This is a genomic window from Rhizobium azibense (assembly GCF_004342325.1).
GTDB classification, from domain to species: Bacteria; Pseudomonadota; Alphaproteobacteria; order Rhizobiales; family Rhizobiaceae; genus Rhizobium; species Rhizobium etli_B.
Window position 1 is genome coordinate 223,609 of record NZ_SMBJ01000003.1, and the last position, 16,316, is coordinate 239,924.

Below are 16,316 nucleotides of genomic sequence, written 5' to 3' on the forward strand. Positions count from 1 at the left end.
AGTCAAATTCCGCAGCCAGGGCAAAACATTGCTGAAGATTTTCATGGTCATATGAAAAAGACCGCTGCAACCGATCAGCCCTCCCGACAATATCGGCGAAAAGTCCTATTTCTGCCGTAGTCCCCCGGTTTTGACGGGGCGGGGCTTTTCATTTCCGATGGCGGCCTTCAACAATAGCGGCACTGATTCGAATTCCAGAGGTTTCCATGGGTTTCCGTTCCCTCGCGCGGTCGCTTATTCTGACCACCAGCATCGCAGCCGCGGCGACAACCCCCGTACTTGCCCAGCAACAGCCTGCGCCGAAGCCGCCAGCCCAGCAACCGGCGCCGACACAGCCGGCACCAGCCCAACCGGATCGCCCGCAGCAGGCAACACCCGGGCAAAGCCAGCCGCAGGCCCCCGGAACCGTGAAGTCCAATCACGGCGCCTGGTCCGTCGTCTGCGACAAGCCGGCCGGCGCTTCGGCCGAGCAATGCGCGCTGATGCAGAACGTCATCGCCGAAGACCGGCCGGAGGTCGGCCTCTCGGTCGTCGTGCTGAAGACCGCCGACCGCAAGTCGAAGATCCTCCGTGTTCTGGCACCGCTCGGTGTCCTGCTGCCGAACGGCCTCGGCCTCAATGTCGACGGCAAGGATATCGGCCGCGCCTATTTCGTGCGCTGCTTTGCCGACGGCTGCTACGCCGAAGTCGTGCTCGAGGACGAGCTGCTGAAGACGTTCCGCAGCGGCACCAGCGCCACTTTCATCGTCTTCCAGACGCCCGAAGAAGGCATCGGCATTCCGGTCGATCTCAAGGGCTTTGCAGAAGGCTACGACGCCCTGCCCTGATAGGGCTTGCTCGAACAGCTCTGCGGACCTACATCGGCCTGGAAGCGTTTCTGCTTCGAAGCGGAGAATACGACCATGAATACCGACCTGCTGACGCTGTTCGACGCCGACGAAACGACGATGCGCAAACACGTTGCCGACGCACTTTCCGGCTCCGATGACGGCGAGCTCTTCATTGAGCATGCGCAGGCGGAATCGCTGATGTTCGACAATGGCCGCCTCAAGGGCGGAAGCTTCAATACCGAGCAGGGTTTCGGCCTTCGCGCCGTCGCCGGCGAAGCGGTCGGCTACGCGCATGCGGGTGATCTTTCGGTTGCAGCGCTGAAGCGCGCAGCAGAGGCCGTCGGAGCGGTCACGAAGGGCTATAGCGGCAGCTACGCCGCAGCGCCCCAGCGCACCAACAAGAAATTCTACGGAGACGAGAACCCCATCGGCTCGCCGACCTTCGAAGAGAAGGTTAAAGTCCTGACCGATATCGATGCATATCTGCGCGGCAAGGACGACAAGGTGCGCCAGGTGACGGCGTCGGTCGCCGCAAGCTGGCAGGTTGTCGATATCTTGCGCGCCGATGGTCATCGCGTTCGCGATATCCGCCCGATGACACGCATCAACATCTCCGTCATCGTGGGCGAAGGCGATCGGCAGGAAAGCGGCTCCTATGGCAGCGGCGGGCGCATCGGCTTCGGCGATTTTATTGCTGAGGGAAATTGGCAGTACGGTGCCGACGAGGCGCTTCGTCAGGCACTCGTCAATCTCGAAGCGATCGAAGCACCGGCCGGCACGATGGATGTCGTCCTCGGCTCCGGCTGGCCGGGCGTCATGCTGCACGAAGCGGTCGGCCATGGCCTCGAAGGCGATTTCAATCGCAAGAAGACCTCGGCCTTCGCCGGCCTGCTTGGCCAGATGGTGGCTGCACCGGGCGTCACCGTGGTCGATGACGGCACGATCGACAGCCGGCGCGGCTCGATCACCATCGACGACGAGGGTACGCCCTCAGGCTACAACGTGCTCATCGAAAACGGGAAGCTCGTGGGCTACATGCAGGACCGGCAGAACGCCCGGCTGATGGGCATGCAGCCGACCGGCAACGGCCGTCGCCAGGGGTATGCCCATGTGCCGATGCCGCGCATGACCAACACCTATATGCTTGGCGGCGACAAGACGCCGGAAGAGATCATCGCTTCCGTGAGGAAGGGCGTCTATGCCGTCTCCTTCGGCGGCGGCCAGGTGGATATTACCTCCGGCAAGTTCGTCTTCGGCTGCACCGAGGCCTACCTCATCGACAACGGCAAGATCGGCGCTCCGATCAAGGGCGCGATGCTGATCGGCAACGGCCCGGATGCGATGAAGCGCGTCTCGATGATCGGCAACGACATGAAGCTCGACACCGGAATCGGCAATTGCGGCAAGGCCGGGCAGTGGGTTCCCGTCGGCGTCGGACAGCCGCATCTGCGCATGGACCAGGTGACCGTCGGCGGTACGAAAGCCTGAGGATTTTGGAGGCGGCGATGAGCGAGATTGCGATCAGACCCTTCGCCGCCCCTGACATCGATGGCGTCTTTTCGGTCATCCTGCCGATCCAGCGCGACGAATTCGGCTTCGCGATCACAGCCGACGACCAACCGGATCTGCAGGTCATCCCGGATTTCTACCAGTCCGGCAAAGGACAGTTCTGGATCGCGGAGCTTGAGGGCGTCATCGTCGGCACGATCGGCCTCAAGGATATCGGCAACAACCGGGCAGCGCTGCGCAAGATGTTCGTCGCCGCACCCGTGCGCGGCCCCCGGCACGGCGTTGCTGCCAAGCTGCTCGACACGCTCATTACCCATGCCAAAGCAAATGGCATTCAGGAGATCTTCCTCGGCACGACCGACAGATTCCTCGCCGCCCATCGCTTTTACGAGAAGAACGGCTTTACCGAGATCAAGCGCAGCGACCTCCCCCGCTCCTTCCCGTTGATGGCCGTGGACAACAAGTTCTACCGGCGGACGGTCTAGCGATCCTCAACCGAATTCTTATGCCTTCCTCTTTTCCTTGCCGGGCGAGGAATGACGGTTTTATGCCCACACCGCGCTGATGAACGAGCCGGGCCGCGGGACCGATCACCGTCCAGGCTGTTGCTCGGATGCACTAACATCGGCGCGAGTGGTGGATCGCAAAGAGTTGCGGCTGGAAGGCGACTTTTTTGAAGCGCACCTGGCTTAGGGCCTAAACAGCCACTTGCGCTCGATGGCCGGTGCGAGGTCGATGCCGTTTTGGCGGGCAAAGAGCAGGATGTGGCCGAGCATGTCGGCCGTCTCGTCGGCGAGGTCCTGCTTCAGTTCGTCCGGCGTCTTGCCTTTCGGGCGCCCTCTGCCGCTCATGCGGTTCCAGGCCTGGGTGAGTTCGCCCATTTCTTCCTGCAGCTTCAGGAGATACCAGTCCGGATCCCGTTCGATGCCATTCACCTCAGCTAACGGCGGGAAGAGGATTCGAACCTTTCTGCGAGATCGGCCAGCATCGGCGCCCTCCTTCGGATCCAAAACAGGAGAATGTCGATTCGTCCGGATTGTCCAGCAAAGGATGTCCGCAGCTTAGCCTTGATTGGCCAGCAGAACGCAGTCGTAGGAGCGCTTCTTGAGGGCTTCGCAGGCGGCGGTGGCGGCCTGCTCACTGTCGAAGCCGACGAAGCTGGCGCGGTAAATGGCGTTGGCGCCGGTGCCGAAGGCTTCCGTATAGGGCGTTGCGGATTTCAATGCCGTGCCGCCTTCCGACTTCGCCTGGGCAAGTAGTGCACGGGCGGCATCGGCGCTTGGAGCGGCGGAAATCTGGATCTGCCAGCCGCGGGTCGACGGCTGCGGCCTGCCAGCATTGGCCATCTCCTCAAGGGCTGCCGGACGCTCCAGGGGAACGGCTGCCGTGTCGGAGTAACCGAGTGCGAAAGGAACCTTGCCGCTTTCGCCTTCGCCTCGTGGCGCGGCGGCTGCAAGAGGCGCATCCCCATCAGCGGCGGAGGCGACTTCGACCGGCAGCTTGGCGCCGACGCTTGCAATCAGCTTGCCGCCGCTGGAAGCGCGGCCGAGATACTTGTCGAGCAGTGCGGCCATCTGGGCATCGCGGCTGCGGGCCGTGCGGCCGCCGAGAACAACGCCGACGACGCGGCGGTTGCCGTCGCGCACGGCGCTCACGAGATTGAAACCGGAGGCGTTCGTGTAACCCGTTTTGATGCCGTCCATACCCTGGTAGCGAACCATCAGGTTGTTATGGCCGCGGATGGTCTTGCCGCGGAAGGTGAACGCCGTCATCGAGAAGAGGCGGTATTCCCTCGGATAGTGCTTGAGCAGCGCGACGCCGAGGGTGGACATGTCGCGGGCCGTCGTCACCTGCCGCTTATCGGGCAGGCCGGACGCGTTATAAAAGGCGGTACGGCTCATGCCGAGCTGCCGGGCCTTCTGCGTCATTACGCGTGCGAAGTTGCTTTCGGAGCCCGCGAGCATCTCGCCCATAGCGGCCGCGGCATCATTGGCAGATTTAACGATCATCCCATAGACGGCCTCGCGCACGGTGATCGTCCCGCCCGCCTTCACGCCGAGCTTTGTCGGAGGGCGGCTGGCGGCGTATTTCGACATGACGATCTGCGTGTCCCAGGTGATCCTGCCGCGGTTCAGCGCCTCGAAGGTGAGGTAGAGCGTCATCATCTTGGTGAGCGACGCCGGGTGGTTCAGCACATCGCCGTTCTCGGACGCGAGAACCTTGCCGGTCCGGGCGTCCAGGATGAGGGAGGCGCTGCCGGCCATGGCCGCGATCGGTGCCGAAACGGCAAGCGTCACAGCTAGAAATGCGGCCAACAACCTTTTCATGAAGTCCCCTCAATATAAGTGCCGTCTGCGGCGAAGCCTAAACATGTCCCGTTCTGCGACAGACGCCGCTAATCTGGCGCGACTTTGACGCAACGGACACCGATTTTTTGAGTTTTCTTTGCTCTTGGTGAACGGAACGTAAAGATTTCACCCGAAAATGCAACGTTCAACAACGCTTAACACCATAATTGATAGGCTCGCCCGTCTTCAGGGAGGCGTAATGCACAGGCTGTGGAAAAGTCGCGCGAAACGGATCGCCATTACCGGCGGGCTCGAAGCTGCCCATCTCGTTGCCGCTCTCGGGCTCATGCGCCACGCGCGCGGGCGCGGTGCGATCTTCACCCTGCATCATGTCAGGCCGCACGAGCCGCATGCTTTCGAGCCGAATGCGCACCTCGAAATCACGCCGGCATTTCTCGATGCGGCACTGACGCGGCTTGCCCATGACGGGTACCGTTTCGTCGCGCTGGACGAGATTCCGGCATTGCTTTGCGCACCGGCCAGCGACCAGCCTTTTGCAGCCTTTACCCTGGACGACGGCTACCGCAACAATCTCGTTCACGCCTATCCGGTCTTCGAGAAGCACGGGGCACCCTTTACCGTGTTCGTGGCAAAGGGCCTGACGGAGCGCACGCACACGATCTGGTGGGAGACGCTTGCCGCTGTCCTGCGCAAGGCCGAAAAGGTCCACTTCGATTTCGGCGGCGGCGAAGAGAGCATTGCGCTTTTCACATTGGCCGATCAGCATGCGGCATTTTCGCGGTTCGCAGCCCATGTCCACGGCACCGACGAAGCCTCGGCGGTTGCGAAGATCGATGCGCTGGCCCGTCACCATGAGATCGATCCTGCCGAACTCGTCGACGATCTCGTGATGGGCGCGGCGGAACTCAACCTTCTCGACGCTAGCCCGCTGGCCTCCATCGGCGCCCACACGGTCAGCCACCGCGCGCTCGCTCGGCTTGCGGAGGCAGAAGTACGCAAGGAAATGACGCTTTCTGCCGACCACGTAGAGATGATTACCGGCAAACGGCCGGAAACCTTCGCATTCCCATATGGCACGCCCGAAGCGGCAACCCGTCGCGAGGCGGCAATCGCAGCCGAGCTCAGGTTCAAGGTCACGGTGACGACCAGGCCCGGCGTCATGCGGCCGGACCTTTTCGGCAGCACCACCTATCTGCCGCGGCTCTCTCTCAATGGCTATTACCAGAAACCGCGCTATGTCTCGGCGCTCGTCTCAGGCATCCCCCTGAAGTTGATGGGCCGTTAGCCGATCAGGGATACATCCTGACCTTTTCCCAATCGCCTTCCGGGGCCCGGCGGCGGAATTCGATCCGGTCATGGAGGCGGAAGTTCTGGTCCTTCCAGAATTCGATCGAAACCGGCTTTATGCGGAAACCGGACCAGTAGGGTGGTCGCGGGATTTCACCGATGGCATAGCGCGCCGTATATTCGGCTACGGCTTTTTCCAGCGCAAAGCGACTTTCCAGCGGTCGGGACTGCTTGGATGCCCAGGCGCCGATGCGGCTGCCGCGGGCGCGCGTCTGGAAATAAGCGTCGGCTTCCTCGTCGGTCACGATTTCCACAGGACCGCGCAGGCGCACTTGCCGTCGCAGCGTTTTCCAGTGAAAACACATGGCCGCTTTTTTCTGTCCCAGGATTTCACGGCCTTTCTGACTCTCGAAATTGGTGTAGAAGACGAATCCATCGCTATCGAATCCCTTCAGGAGAACCATGCGGACATTGGGAAGGCCATCTTCATCGACCGTCGCAAGCGCTACCGCATTCGGATCGTTTATCTCGGAACCCTCGGCATCTTTCAGCCATTCCGCGAAAAGCTTGAAGGGCTCGTCGCGCTCGGTGAAGTCACCGCTTATTAACTCATTTGCCGACATATTAGCTCAAATGCCCCGGGTTTATCGGTTTAATGCCCAGCTACTCACGACTGGACAGGACGCAGGGTGGAAGTCATAGCAAAGTCGAATCGTCATACAAAGGGCCTGCTGTGCCGTTGTGCCACGTTGTTCGCCATCGGTGCGACGATGCTGCCGCTTTCCGGCTGCATGACGGGCGGTTTTGACTTTTTGAGCGATTCGAAAGTGGACCGTTCGGTCGCCACCGGAACCGTGCCGCAGACACCGCCGAGCACCGATACGCTTTCCGACGAAATGACGGTTCGCAACGCGGTCACATCTGCCGACATCCAGAGGATGGCCGGCCAGCCGCTGCCCTGGGCGAATTCCTCGACCGGCAGCGCCGGCGTCATCGACACGATCGTCGAAAACAACGACCAGGGCCAGGTCTGCCGCCAGTTCCGCACCACGCGGCACTCCTATGCGGGCATTGCCAAATTCTACGGCAAGACCTGCCTCGTGGGCGGCGGCAATTGGCAACTGCTGAGCTTCCAGCCGGAAGGCTGACCAGCTTGAAGACATGATTAATCGCAGCCCGACCGCAGCCGCAATGCTTAGCAAAAAGCTAACCATTTGCGGCGAAAGCCGCATTCCTCTCCCCAAAAATAAGGACTGATTAGTAACTCTGACGCACGATTGGCTCATGGAGGCGTGTTCCGGTTGCATGAAAAGGACTGGAACAGGCGGAGAGTTGTCATGGGCTTCGGGGTGCTGGGCAAGGACAGGCACGCCGCATCGGAACACCGGCGGTTTAACAAATGCGCGATCCTTACAAGATTTTGGGCGTTCCTCAGGACGCAGGGACTGACGAGATCAAGGCTGCCTGGCGCAACATGGCCAAGGCCGTTCATCCAGACCACAACCAGGGCGATCCGACGGCAACGGCTCGTTTCGCCGAGATCGGTCGTGCCTATGAGACATTGAGGGATCCCAAGAAGCGCAGCCTGTTCGATACCGCCGCACGGATGGCGGAGGCGCGAACGAACGGCGAGACGATCATGCAGCAGCGCCAGGCAGCCCGAGAGGCGGCAATCCGGGCGCAGACTGCACAGGCGAATGCAGAACGCGTGATGGAAGAACTCGCCCGCGCCAACGCGCAGAAGGCGGCAAAGGCCGCCTCCGAGGCGGCAAGACAGCAGCACGCCAGCCCCGAATCCGCAGAAGACATGGTCGAGCGCATTTTCGGCGCGCAAGCCAAGACGGCAAGCACCGCGGCGACCGCGCATCCACAGGCAAATGCCGGCAAGCGGGCAGAGGCGGAGGCCGGCAAGCTCGAAGCGGAAGCAGTAAAGCCCGAGGAAGAAAGCACGGAGGCGGTTGCGGCCGCTGGCGGCATACTTCAACCCTTGAGCATCCTGACATCGCTCGTGCGCCGCTTTACCGGCAGCACGCCCGCACCGGAAAAGGCCCCGGATCAATTCGCGCAGGTAACGGTCACGTTCGAGGACATATTGAAGGGCAGCTGGACCACGGTAGAGCTGGGCGAGGGCCGCGAGGCAAGCTTCGCATTGTCGGCCGGGACACGGGAGGGCCATCAGGTCCGGCTAAAGGGCCAAGGCTACAGGCTGCCGAACATGCAGCGAGGCGACGCGGTCGTCAGCATCCACATCGCACCCGATGCGCGTTTCAGCGTCGATGGATTCGATCTGCGTACCGTGCTGCCGGTGACGATCGAAAATGCCGTCCTTGGCACCGAAGCGCGCATCGAAGGACCGAACGGGCCGGTCAACCTGACCGTTCCCCCCTGGTCAGGATCCGACAAGACGATCCGAATCTCCGGCCAGGGCCTGCCCGATGACATAGGCGGAAAGGGCGACCTGATCGTCGAGCTGCGCATTATGTTGTGGGAAAAGCCGGACGATAAGGTCACCGATCTCATGAGAAGCATGCGCGAAGGGCTGTTTTTATGAAATTTTCGTGACAAGCGCACCCTTTGTTACGATCCCTAACAGTTGATGATGGCTCGCAATCTTGAACCGATTAACGGCCTATGCCATAGGCAATTTCCAATTGGTTCATTAGGGGGCAAAATATGGCTCAAGCAACAGGCCTCATGTCAGGCAAGCGTGGCCTCATCATGGGCGTCGCCAACAATCGTTCGATTGCGTGGGGTATTGCCAAAGCCATTCATGCGCAGGGCGCCGAAATTGCCTTTACATATCAGGGTGATGCCCTGAGAAAACGCGTCGAGCCTCTGGCTGGCGAGCTTGGGGGCGTACTCGCCGGCCACTGTGACGTCAGTGATGAAGCGAGCATCGATGCGGTTTTCGAGAACCTCGAAAAGATGTGGGGCAAGATCGATTTCCTCGTTCACGCGATCGGTTTTTCGGACAAGGATGAGCTGACTGGCCGATACATCGATACTTCGCCGGACAACTTTTGCAAGACGATGCAGATTTCCGTCTACTCGTTCACTTCCGTCGCACGCCGCGCCGAGAAGCTGATGACGGAGGGCGGCTCGCTGCTGACCCTCACCTATTACGGTGCCGAGAAAGTCATGCCGAACTATAATGTCATGGGCGTCGCAAAGGCTGCGCTCGAGGCGAGCGTCAAATACCTCGCCGTCGATCTCGGACCGAAAAACATCCGCGTCAATGCGATTTCGGCGGGTCCGATCAAGACACTGGCAGCGTCCGGCATCGGCGATTTCCGCTATATCCTGAAGTGGAACGAGTATAATGCACCGCTACGGCGCACCGTCACCATCGAAGACGTCGGCGATGTCGGTCTTTACATGCTCTCTGACCTCTCGCGTTCGGTCACCGGTGAAGTACACCACGCCGACAGCGGTTATCATGTGATCGGCATGAAGGCGGTAGACGCGCCGGATATTTCAGTTATCAAGGACTGATCGAAATCCAATCAAAACGGAACCTGCCTTGCTCATCTATGTGGTCCGACATGGTCAGACCGACTGGAACGCCGAACGCCGTCTGCAAGGCCAGAAGGATATTCCGCTGAATGTCGTCGGCCGCGAACAGGCGCGGCTGAACGGCATCGATATGGCCGAGATCCTCAGGGTCGAAGGCATTGTTTTCGATTTCGTCGCAAGCCCGCTCCGGCGCACGCGCGAGACGATGGAGATCATGCGCACGGCAATGGGCCTGCCGCCCAAGGACTACCGCAGCGACGACCGGCTGGTCGAAGTTTCCTTCGGCGACTGGGAAGGCTTCACCATTCGGGAATTGAAGGCGACCCAGCGCGATCGCATCATCGAGCGCAATATCAACAAATGGGATTTCATCCCGCCGGGCGACCATGCCGAAAGCTACGAAATCATGTCGTGGCGCATTCGTTCATGGCTGAACTCCATCGAGCGCCCGACCGTTTGCGTCACGCATGGCGGCGTCATCCGTAGCCTTTTCAAGATGATCGCCGATCTGCCGAAGCATGAGGCTGCCGAGGGAGAAATTCCGCAGGACCGAATCTTGAAAATCGACACCGCGAAAAGACTGATCGGCTGGATATAGTCTCCACTTACTGCACGATATCGAGGTCGTTGATCACCCGCTTGCCGTCGACTTCCGTGTAGAAGATCACCACTTTCACACCGGCCTTCAGCCCATCGAAGTTGAACTCCTCGGGCGCCTGATAGGTCTTGCCGTCGTCGAGCGTCAGGCTGAGGCTGCTCATGTCGACTTTCTTGATGGTCGCTTCGACGTCGGCGCTTTCGGCAAAGCTGCTGATGGGCGACAGGAAACTTGCTGTGGCCAGCAGCGTGGCAACAAAAAAACGCATCGCGGCAACCCTCTTGAAACTCGACGCAGAAAATCCGGTGAGACACAGATAAGCTTCCGAATATGGCGAAAATTGCCCGGAAGAATGGCTTTCCGCGCCTCATTGATGAATGGCATTTTAACAACAATCCTGAGCAGCCGCTAACCATTTGAGTGCTCTTGATTGCAAGCCGCAAAGATGAACCATCAGGAAATCGTAAATTAACCGATTCCTCCTAGAGTTCCGCCGAACAGGGGGACATTTTTTTGCTTTTCCGGCTGGGCGCCAATATTCGATTGCGGCGTGTACTCAAGAACACCTGGGTTTCACTGCTGGTTTCGACCCTCGTCGCATTTATGGTCGTTGCGGTCGGCTTCACGCTCGACCGTGCAAATACTGCGGCCTATCTGCGAGAGTTGCAGATCCGCACAGAAAACGAAACGAACCTCATTCGCGCCCGCATGGCGGCACAGATCAATATGGACGTCACCGTCGTTCGCGATCTGTCCAACATGATTTCCGTGAGCGCGAACGAAAGCGTTGAAGAAATGGAGCGCCAGATCAATTGGCTGCTCATCCAGAACCCCCACTTCGTCAACATCGCCGTCGCACCGGATTTCGTAGTCGACAATGTCTTCCCGCCCCAGTCCGGCAGGAACCGCATCGGCAGGGACGTGCGTGAAATGCTGATGCTGCGCCAGTCTGTCGGGCGCAATACGGGAGACCAACAGGCCCGTTTCTACGGCCCGGTCGAGATCGGCAGCGGAAGGAATGCCTTCGCGATCTTCTTCCCGATCTTCATCAAGGAGAACGGGCAGCGCAAGATCTGGGGCGCGGTCGAAGTCACGATCGACCAGGACATGTTCTATGAGAACACTGGCCTCAAACCCGCGCGAAATAGCGAAAACCAGGAGCGTTACCCGCATCTCGACCATCTTTCGATCGCGGTGCGCGACCTGGGAACTGTGTCCGAGCAACGCGCCCTTCCCTTCTTCGGCAGCGCCGATGTGCTCGACAAGCAGCCGCTCCGCCGCAAGATCAACTTTGCAGGCGGGCGCTGGGAACTTTCGGCCGTTCCGACGACGGGATGGGACGAAGCTCCGCCGAACCAGCTTCAGCTTCGCTTGATCATCATCGCCGCCGGTTGCGTCATCATCGTGCCGATCTTCCTCGCTACCCTGCTTCTTGGCGAGCGCACGCGCAATGTCAACGAACTCGTAGCACGCGAAAAGAAGCTGCTCGAACTTTCGCAGCGGCTGAACCTGGCGCTTGATTCTTCCAACATCGGCATCTGGGAACTGCAGGATCACGGGCACAGTCTCTACTGGGACACACGCGCCTCGGGCCTTCACGGCCAGCCTTCCGGCGAGGGCAGCCATCCGCTTGAAAACTGGCTCGAGGCAATCGTGGCGGCAGACCGGCCAATCGCCGAAACGCACTTTTTCAACTGCAGCCTGGCAGGCACATCCTGCACGGCGCAGTACCGTATCAGGCTTTCGAACGGTCGCATCCGCTATCTGCGCTCGGTTGGTTCCTTCTACACGGATGCGGGCGGAACTGGCAGGACGATCGGTATCGTCGCGGACGTGACTGCAGACGCGGAGGCAGCTGACATGCTGCGCAAAGCAAAAGAAAACAGCGATATCAAGAATGCCGAGCTCGAACTGGCACTGGAGGAGCTCTCGCGCCGCGAGACTGAGCTTGCCGAGCTTTCAACCCGCCTCGATCTGGCGCTCGATTCCTACCAGTGCGGCATCTGGGAAACGACGCTCGGCACTGCAGGCTCAGTCTGGGACGAACGCATGCACGAGCTCTACGGGCTGGAACCACGGCAGGGCTTCATGTCCCAGGATATGTGGATTTCCTGCATTCACCCGGAAGACCGCGCTCTGGCGCTGGAAAGCGCACGGCATTTCAAGCAGCTCGGCGACAAGCACACGCTCATTTGCCGCGTGCCAGCCGAAGACGGCAGCATTCGCTACGTCCGCTCGACCGGCAAGGTGCACCTTACGCCAAAAGGTCAGATGAAGCTCATTGGCGTAGCCCTCGACGTCACTGAAGATGCGCTGCTGACGGCCGAGCTGAAGGCGGCGAAGGACGAAGCGGATGCCAAGAATATCGAGCTCGAACTTGCCAAAAATCGCATCGAGCACAACTCGCTGCACGATCCGCTGACGGCGCTGGCCAACCGCCGCAAGCTCGACATCGCGCTCGAAAATTTGACGGCCGGCAGCCGTTCGCAGCGGCAGAAATTCGCAATCCTCCACATCGACCTCGACCGCTTCAAGCAGATCAACGACACGCTCGGCCACGCAGCCGGGGACGCGATGCTGGTGCATGCGTCGAAGGTTCTTTCGAAGAATGTCGGCGGCAGCGATGTCGTTGCGCGCATCGGCGGTGACGAGTTCGTCATCCTCGCACTCGATGTCAGCGACGAGGATATGGCCGCGCTGGCCGGCCGGATCATCGAAGAAATGCGCCAGCCCGTCAATTTCCAGGGCTTTCCTTGCCGTTGCGGCGTTTCGATCGGCATCGCGCTTGCCAACGGTGTTCATGTCGACGCGCGCAAGGTGCTGATCAACGCCGATATCGCCCTCTACCGGGCAAAGAGCCTTGGCCGAAACCGCTTTGAATTCTTCAACCAGAACCTCCAGGCCGACATCATCAACAGCAAGCGCATCGCCGACGAGATCCTAGCCGGCATCGAGAATGGCGAATTCACCGCCTGGTACCAGCCGCAATTTTGCGCCCGGACGATGCGGCTCACCGGTGTCGAAGCGCTGGTGCGCTGGAACCACCCCACCCGCGGACTGCTGACGCCAGACAAGTTCCTGCGCATCGCCGACGAGATCAACGTGGTCCAGGCGCTGGACCGCATCGTTCTTGAAACCGCACTGAAGGACAAGATGCGCTGGGCAGCACTCGGCGTTTCAGTTCCGCAGGTCTCCGTCAATGTTTCAGCCCGGCGCCTGCATGACGGTAGCCTCTTTGAATCGCTGAGCGACCTTCAGATACGCCCGGGCGAGCTTTCGTTCGAACTGGTGGAATCGATCTTTCTTGACGAGAGCGAGGATGTGGCGGCGCACAACCTCGACCGCATCAAGGCGCTCGGCATCGACATCGAAATCGACGATTTCGGCACCGGCCATACATCGATCGTCAGCCTGCTGAAGCTGAAACCCAAACGGCTCAAGATCGACCGCCAGCTTGTGCAGCCGATCCTCAATTCTCCGCAGGAGCGCGCGCTGGTAAGCTCGATCATCGACATCGCCCGCTCTCTCGGCGTCGAAACGGTGGCGGAAGGGATCGAGACCATCGCGCATGCCGATATGCTGCGCGATCTTGGCTGCGACCTGCTGCAGGGCTACGCTTTCTCCCGTCCCCTGTCTTTCGACGACTTCACGGCTGCCGCAGCCGATGGTGCGGCATGGCGGCTGGCTTCATGAGCGGCTTTAAATAGCTGTTTGCGATTCTGCTGCCGCTCTTTTTGGTTTACCCCTCCTTGAACGGGTGAGGGAACCTGCCATCCCCACCGCCGAGATTTCAGCAGAATACGGCATGTCCCCTCCTACCCGCAGAACGGGCAAAGGTGCTGGCAGGCGGATGAAGCGCTGCGGCATTTCCCAATGCCGATGGCGTCCAAAAGCCGCATCTGGCACAAATTGCGCAAACAGCATTTCTTCCTCACATGCATTTTCACGCAAAGAAAGGCTTTTGCCCCAACCTCATTTTGGCCTATGAGTGTCGCGCATTTTGGAGAATGGCGCGGGTTGCCGCGCGCGGTCGGAACACATGTCGCACAATACATTCGGTCATCTCTTTCGCGTAACAACCTGGGGCGAGAGCCACGGCCCGGCCCTCGGCTGCGTCGTCGACGGCTGCCCTCCCGGCCTGCGCTTCAAGCTCGAAGACATTCAGGGCTGGCTCGACAGGCGAAAGCCCGGCCAGTCGCGTTTCGTCACGCAGCGCCGCGAGGCGGACCTCGTGAAGGTGCTGTCCGGCGTGATGCTGGATGCCGACGGCGAGACCATGACCACGACCGGAACGCCGATCGCGATGATGATCGAGAATACGGACCAGCGCTCCAAGGATTACGGCGAGATTGCCCGACAATACCGTCCCGGCCATGCCGACTATACCTATGACGTCAAATACGGCATCCGCGACTATCGCGGCGGCGGCCGCTCCTCCGCCCGCGAAACCGCGGCACGTGTGGCGGCCGGCGGGATTGCCCGTCTCGTCGTGCCGAACATGAAAGTTCACGGAGCTCTCGTGCAGATCGGCAAGCACAAGATCAACCGCCATAACTGGGATTGGGATCAGGTCAACCAAAATCCCTTCTTCTCGCCCGATGCTGAAATCGTGCCCGTATGGGAGGAGTATCTTGACGGCATCCGCAAGAACGGCTCCTCGATCGGCGCCGTCGTCGAAGTCGTGGCTGAAAATGTTCCGGCCGGGCTCGGTGCGCCCATCTATGCCAAGCTCGACCAGGACATCGCCTCGCTGCTGATGTCGATCAATGCCGTGAAGGGCGTCGAGATCGGCAATGGGTTCGGCGCTGCAGAGATCACCGGCGAAGAAAACGCCGACGAGATGCGCATGGGCAATGACGGCAAGCCGCTGTTTCTTTCCAACCACGCCGGCGGGATCTTAGGCGGCATATCGACCGGCCAGCCGGTGATCGCGCGCTTTGCGATCAAGCCGACTTCCTCCATTCTCACCGAGCGGCGCTCGATTGATGCCGATGGCAATAATGTCGATATCCGCACCAAGGGCCGGCACGACCCCTGCGTCGGCATCAGGGCCGTGCCGATCGGCGAAGCCATGGTCGCCTGCGCCATTGCCGACCACTACCTCCGCGACCGCGGCCAGACCGGCCGTCTGAAATAGGAACCGTCTCATGCCTTATGACCAGAAGCGTGTCGTCGATGCCATCCGAGCCTTCGAAGCCGGCGAAATCGTCGTCGTCATGGATGACGACGACCGGGAGAACGAAGGTGACCTGATTGTTGCCGCGGTCCATTGCACACCGGAAAAGATGGCCTTCATCGTTCGCCATACATCCGGCATCGTCTGCACGCCCATGCCGAAAGAAGAGGCGAAGCGCCTGAACCTCAACGCCATGGTGGCGGAAAACGACTCCGCCCACACCACGGCCTTCACCGTCTCCGTCGATTTCAAGCACGGCACGACGACCGGCATTTCCGCCGACGACCGGACGCTCACGGTGCGCAATCTCGCCAATCCGAATGTCGGTGCGAGCGATTTCGTCCGGCCCGGCCACATTTTTCCACTTGTTGCCCGCGAAGGCGGCGTTTTGATGCGTTCTGGCCATACGGAAGCGGCCGTCGATCTGTGCAGGCTCGCTGGACTGCCGCTGATCGGCGTCATCAGCGAGCTCGTCAACGACGACGGAACGGTGACGCGGGGACCGCAGGTCATCGACTTTGCACAAAAGCATGGCCTGAAGCTCGTCTCGGTCGCAGACCTGATCGCCTATCGGCAGCGCAAGGAAACACTGATCGAACTCGGCGCCAGCTTCGAAATCGAAACCCCGTTCGGCAAGGCCAAGGCGCACACCTATTCGCTCCCTTGGGATCCGATGCAGCACCTCGCCGTCGTCTTCGGCGATATACGCGACGGCATCGACATCCCGGTGCGCCTTCACCCGGAAAATGTCGCCGAGGACCTCTTCGGAAAGAAGAGCCCGGTCGACCACTACATGCAGAAGATCGCCGAGGAAGGCCGCGGAATCATCGTCTACCTCCGTGAAGGCTCCGTGGGCGTCGGCCACTACGACAACGGCCGCAAGGCCCGCAGCCAGGGCCGCGAAGCCCACGCGCAGGCCAAGAGCCGCGAAAGCGAATGGCTGGAAATCGGATTGGGCGCACAGATCCTGAAAGACCTCGGCGTCAGTTCGATCAGGCTGCTCACCAGCCGCGAGCGACACTATGTCGGCCTGGAGGGGTTTGGAATCAAGATTTCAAAGACGGAGATTTGGTGAGAGGTTTCCGTCTGGCCAG

At 60.4% G+C, this 16,316-nt stretch carries 15 protein-coding genes and 1 pseudogene; 11 read left to right on the forward strand and 5 right to left on the reverse strand.

Annotation, left to right across the window (positions count from 1 at the left end; all coding sequences use genetic code 11):
- Positions 1-206 precede the first annotated feature (206 nt).
- From EV130_RS08675 to EV130_RS08685, 3 genes are all read left to right on the forward strand, one after another.
- The gene (locus EV130_RS08675; protein WP_074060455.1) at positions 207-827 is read left to right on the forward strand and encodes an invasion associated locus B family protein; all 621 of its coding nucleotides are present in this window, start codon (positions 207-209) and stop codon (positions 825-827) included.
- A gap of 75 nt (positions 828-902) precedes the next feature.
- Positions 903-2,318, forward strand: a complete 1,416-nt coding sequence (gene tldD / locus EV130_RS08680) for a metalloprotease TldD (protein WP_132552039.1) — start codon at positions 903-905, stop codon at positions 2,316-2,318.
- Positions 2,319-2,335: 17 nt separating this feature from the next.
- Positions 2,336-2,824, forward strand: coding sequence for a GNAT family N-acetyltransferase (locus EV130_RS08685; protein ID WP_074060453.1), 489 nt, complete (start codon positions 2,336-2,338; stop codon positions 2,822-2,824).
- Positions 2,825-3,028: 204 nt separating this feature from the next.
- On the opposite strand, the pseudogene EV130_RS08690 reads toward EV130_RS08685, so the two are convergent.
- Both EV130_RS08690 and EV130_RS08695 read right to left on the reverse strand, forming a co-directional pair.
- Positions 3,029-3,327 (reverse strand): annotated as a pseudogene (locus EV130_RS08690) (pyrophosphohydrolase domain-containing protein).
- A gap of 73 nt (positions 3,328-3,400) precedes the next feature.
- A complete protein-coding gene (locus tag EV130_RS08695; RefSeq protein ID WP_074060451.1) occupies positions 3,401-4,666 on the reverse strand; it encodes a D-alanyl-D-alanine carboxypeptidase family protein in 1,266 nt (421 codons plus the stop codon).
- Positions 4,667-4,886: 220 nt separating this feature from the next.
- On the opposite strand from EV130_RS08695, the gene EV130_RS08700 reads away from it, so the two are divergent.
- Positions 4,887-5,933 (forward strand): polysaccharide deacetylase family protein, encoded by a 1,047-nt coding sequence (locus EV130_RS08700; RefSeq protein WP_132660013.1) that lies wholly within the window; start codon positions 4,887-4,889, stop codon positions 5,931-5,933.
- A gap of 4 nt (positions 5,934-5,937) precedes the next feature.
- Here the strand turns inward: EV130_RS08700 and pdxH are convergent, their stop codons facing one another.
- Positions 5,938-6,558, reverse strand: coding sequence for a pyridoxamine 5'-phosphate oxidase (pdxH, locus tag EV130_RS08705; protein ID WP_132660015.1), 621 nt, complete (start codon positions 6,556-6,558; stop codon positions 5,938-5,940).
- A gap of 66 nt (positions 6,559-6,624) precedes the next feature.
- Here pdxH and EV130_RS08710 point away from each other — a divergent pair, with 66 nt between their 5' ends.
- From EV130_RS08710 to EV130_RS08725, 4 genes are all read left to right on the forward strand, one after another.
- The gene (locus EV130_RS08710) at positions 6,625-7,083 is read left to right on the forward strand and encodes an RT0821/Lpp0805 family surface protein (RefSeq protein WP_132552035.1); all 459 of its coding nucleotides are present in this window, start codon (positions 6,625-6,627) and stop codon (positions 7,081-7,083) included.
- A gap of 251 nt (positions 7,084-7,334) precedes the next feature.
- Positions 7,335-8,486 (forward strand): DnaJ C-terminal domain-containing protein, encoded by a 1,152-nt coding sequence (locus tag EV130_RS08715; RefSeq protein ID WP_132660017.1) that lies wholly within the window; start codon positions 7,335-7,337, stop codon positions 8,484-8,486.
- A 122-nt stretch (positions 8,487-8,608) separates the two neighbouring features.
- Positions 8,609-9,427: an enoyl-ACP reductase FabI gene (gene fabI / locus EV130_RS08720; RefSeq protein WP_074060446.1), complete on the forward strand. Its 819-nt coding sequence runs from the start codon at positions 8,609-8,611 to the stop codon at positions 9,425-9,427.
- A gap of 28 nt (positions 9,428-9,455) precedes the next feature.
- Entirely contained in the window at positions 9,456-10,046 is a 591-nt protein-coding gene (locus EV130_RS08725; RefSeq protein WP_132552033.1) for a histidine phosphatase family protein, read from the forward strand.
- Positions 10,047-10,053: 7 nt separating this feature from the next.
- On the opposite strand, the gene EV130_RS08730 is transcribed toward EV130_RS08725, so the two are convergent.
- On the reverse strand, positions 10,054-10,314 hold the full coding sequence (locus EV130_RS08730; RefSeq protein WP_022716492.1) for a DUF1344 domain-containing protein: 261 nt from the start codon (positions 10,312-10,314) through the stop codon (positions 10,054-10,056).
- Positions 10,315-10,559: 245 nt separating this feature from the next.
- Here EV130_RS08730 and EV130_RS08735 point away from each other — a divergent pair, with 245 nt between their 5' ends.
- Positions 10,560-13,739 (forward strand): bifunctional diguanylate cyclase/phosphodiesterase, encoded by a 3,180-nt coding sequence (locus EV130_RS08735; protein ID WP_132660019.1) that lies wholly within the window; start codon positions 10,560-10,562, stop codon positions 13,737-13,739.
- Positions 13,740-13,745: 6 nt separating this feature from the next.
- Here the strand turns inward: EV130_RS08735 and EV130_RS08740 are convergent, their stop codons facing one another.
- On the reverse strand, positions 13,746-13,997 hold the full coding sequence (locus EV130_RS08740; RefSeq protein ID WP_132660021.1) for a hypothetical protein: 252 nt from the start codon (positions 13,995-13,997) through the stop codon (positions 13,746-13,748).
- Positions 13,998-14,085: 88 nt separating this feature from the next.
- Between EV130_RS08740 and aroC the strand changes: the two genes are divergently transcribed.
- Complete coding sequence (aroC, locus tag EV130_RS08745; protein ID WP_074060443.1) at positions 14,086-15,183, forward strand: chorismate synthase; 1,098 nt, start codon at positions 14,086-14,088, stop codon at positions 15,181-15,183.
- A 10-nt stretch (positions 15,184-15,193) separates the two neighbouring features.
- Complete coding sequence (ribB, locus tag EV130_RS08750; RefSeq protein WP_132552030.1) at positions 15,194-16,297, forward strand: 3,4-dihydroxy-2-butanone-4-phosphate synthase; 1,104 nt, start codon at positions 15,194-15,196, stop codon at positions 16,295-16,297.
- Positions 16,298-16,316: the final 19 nt, after the last annotated feature.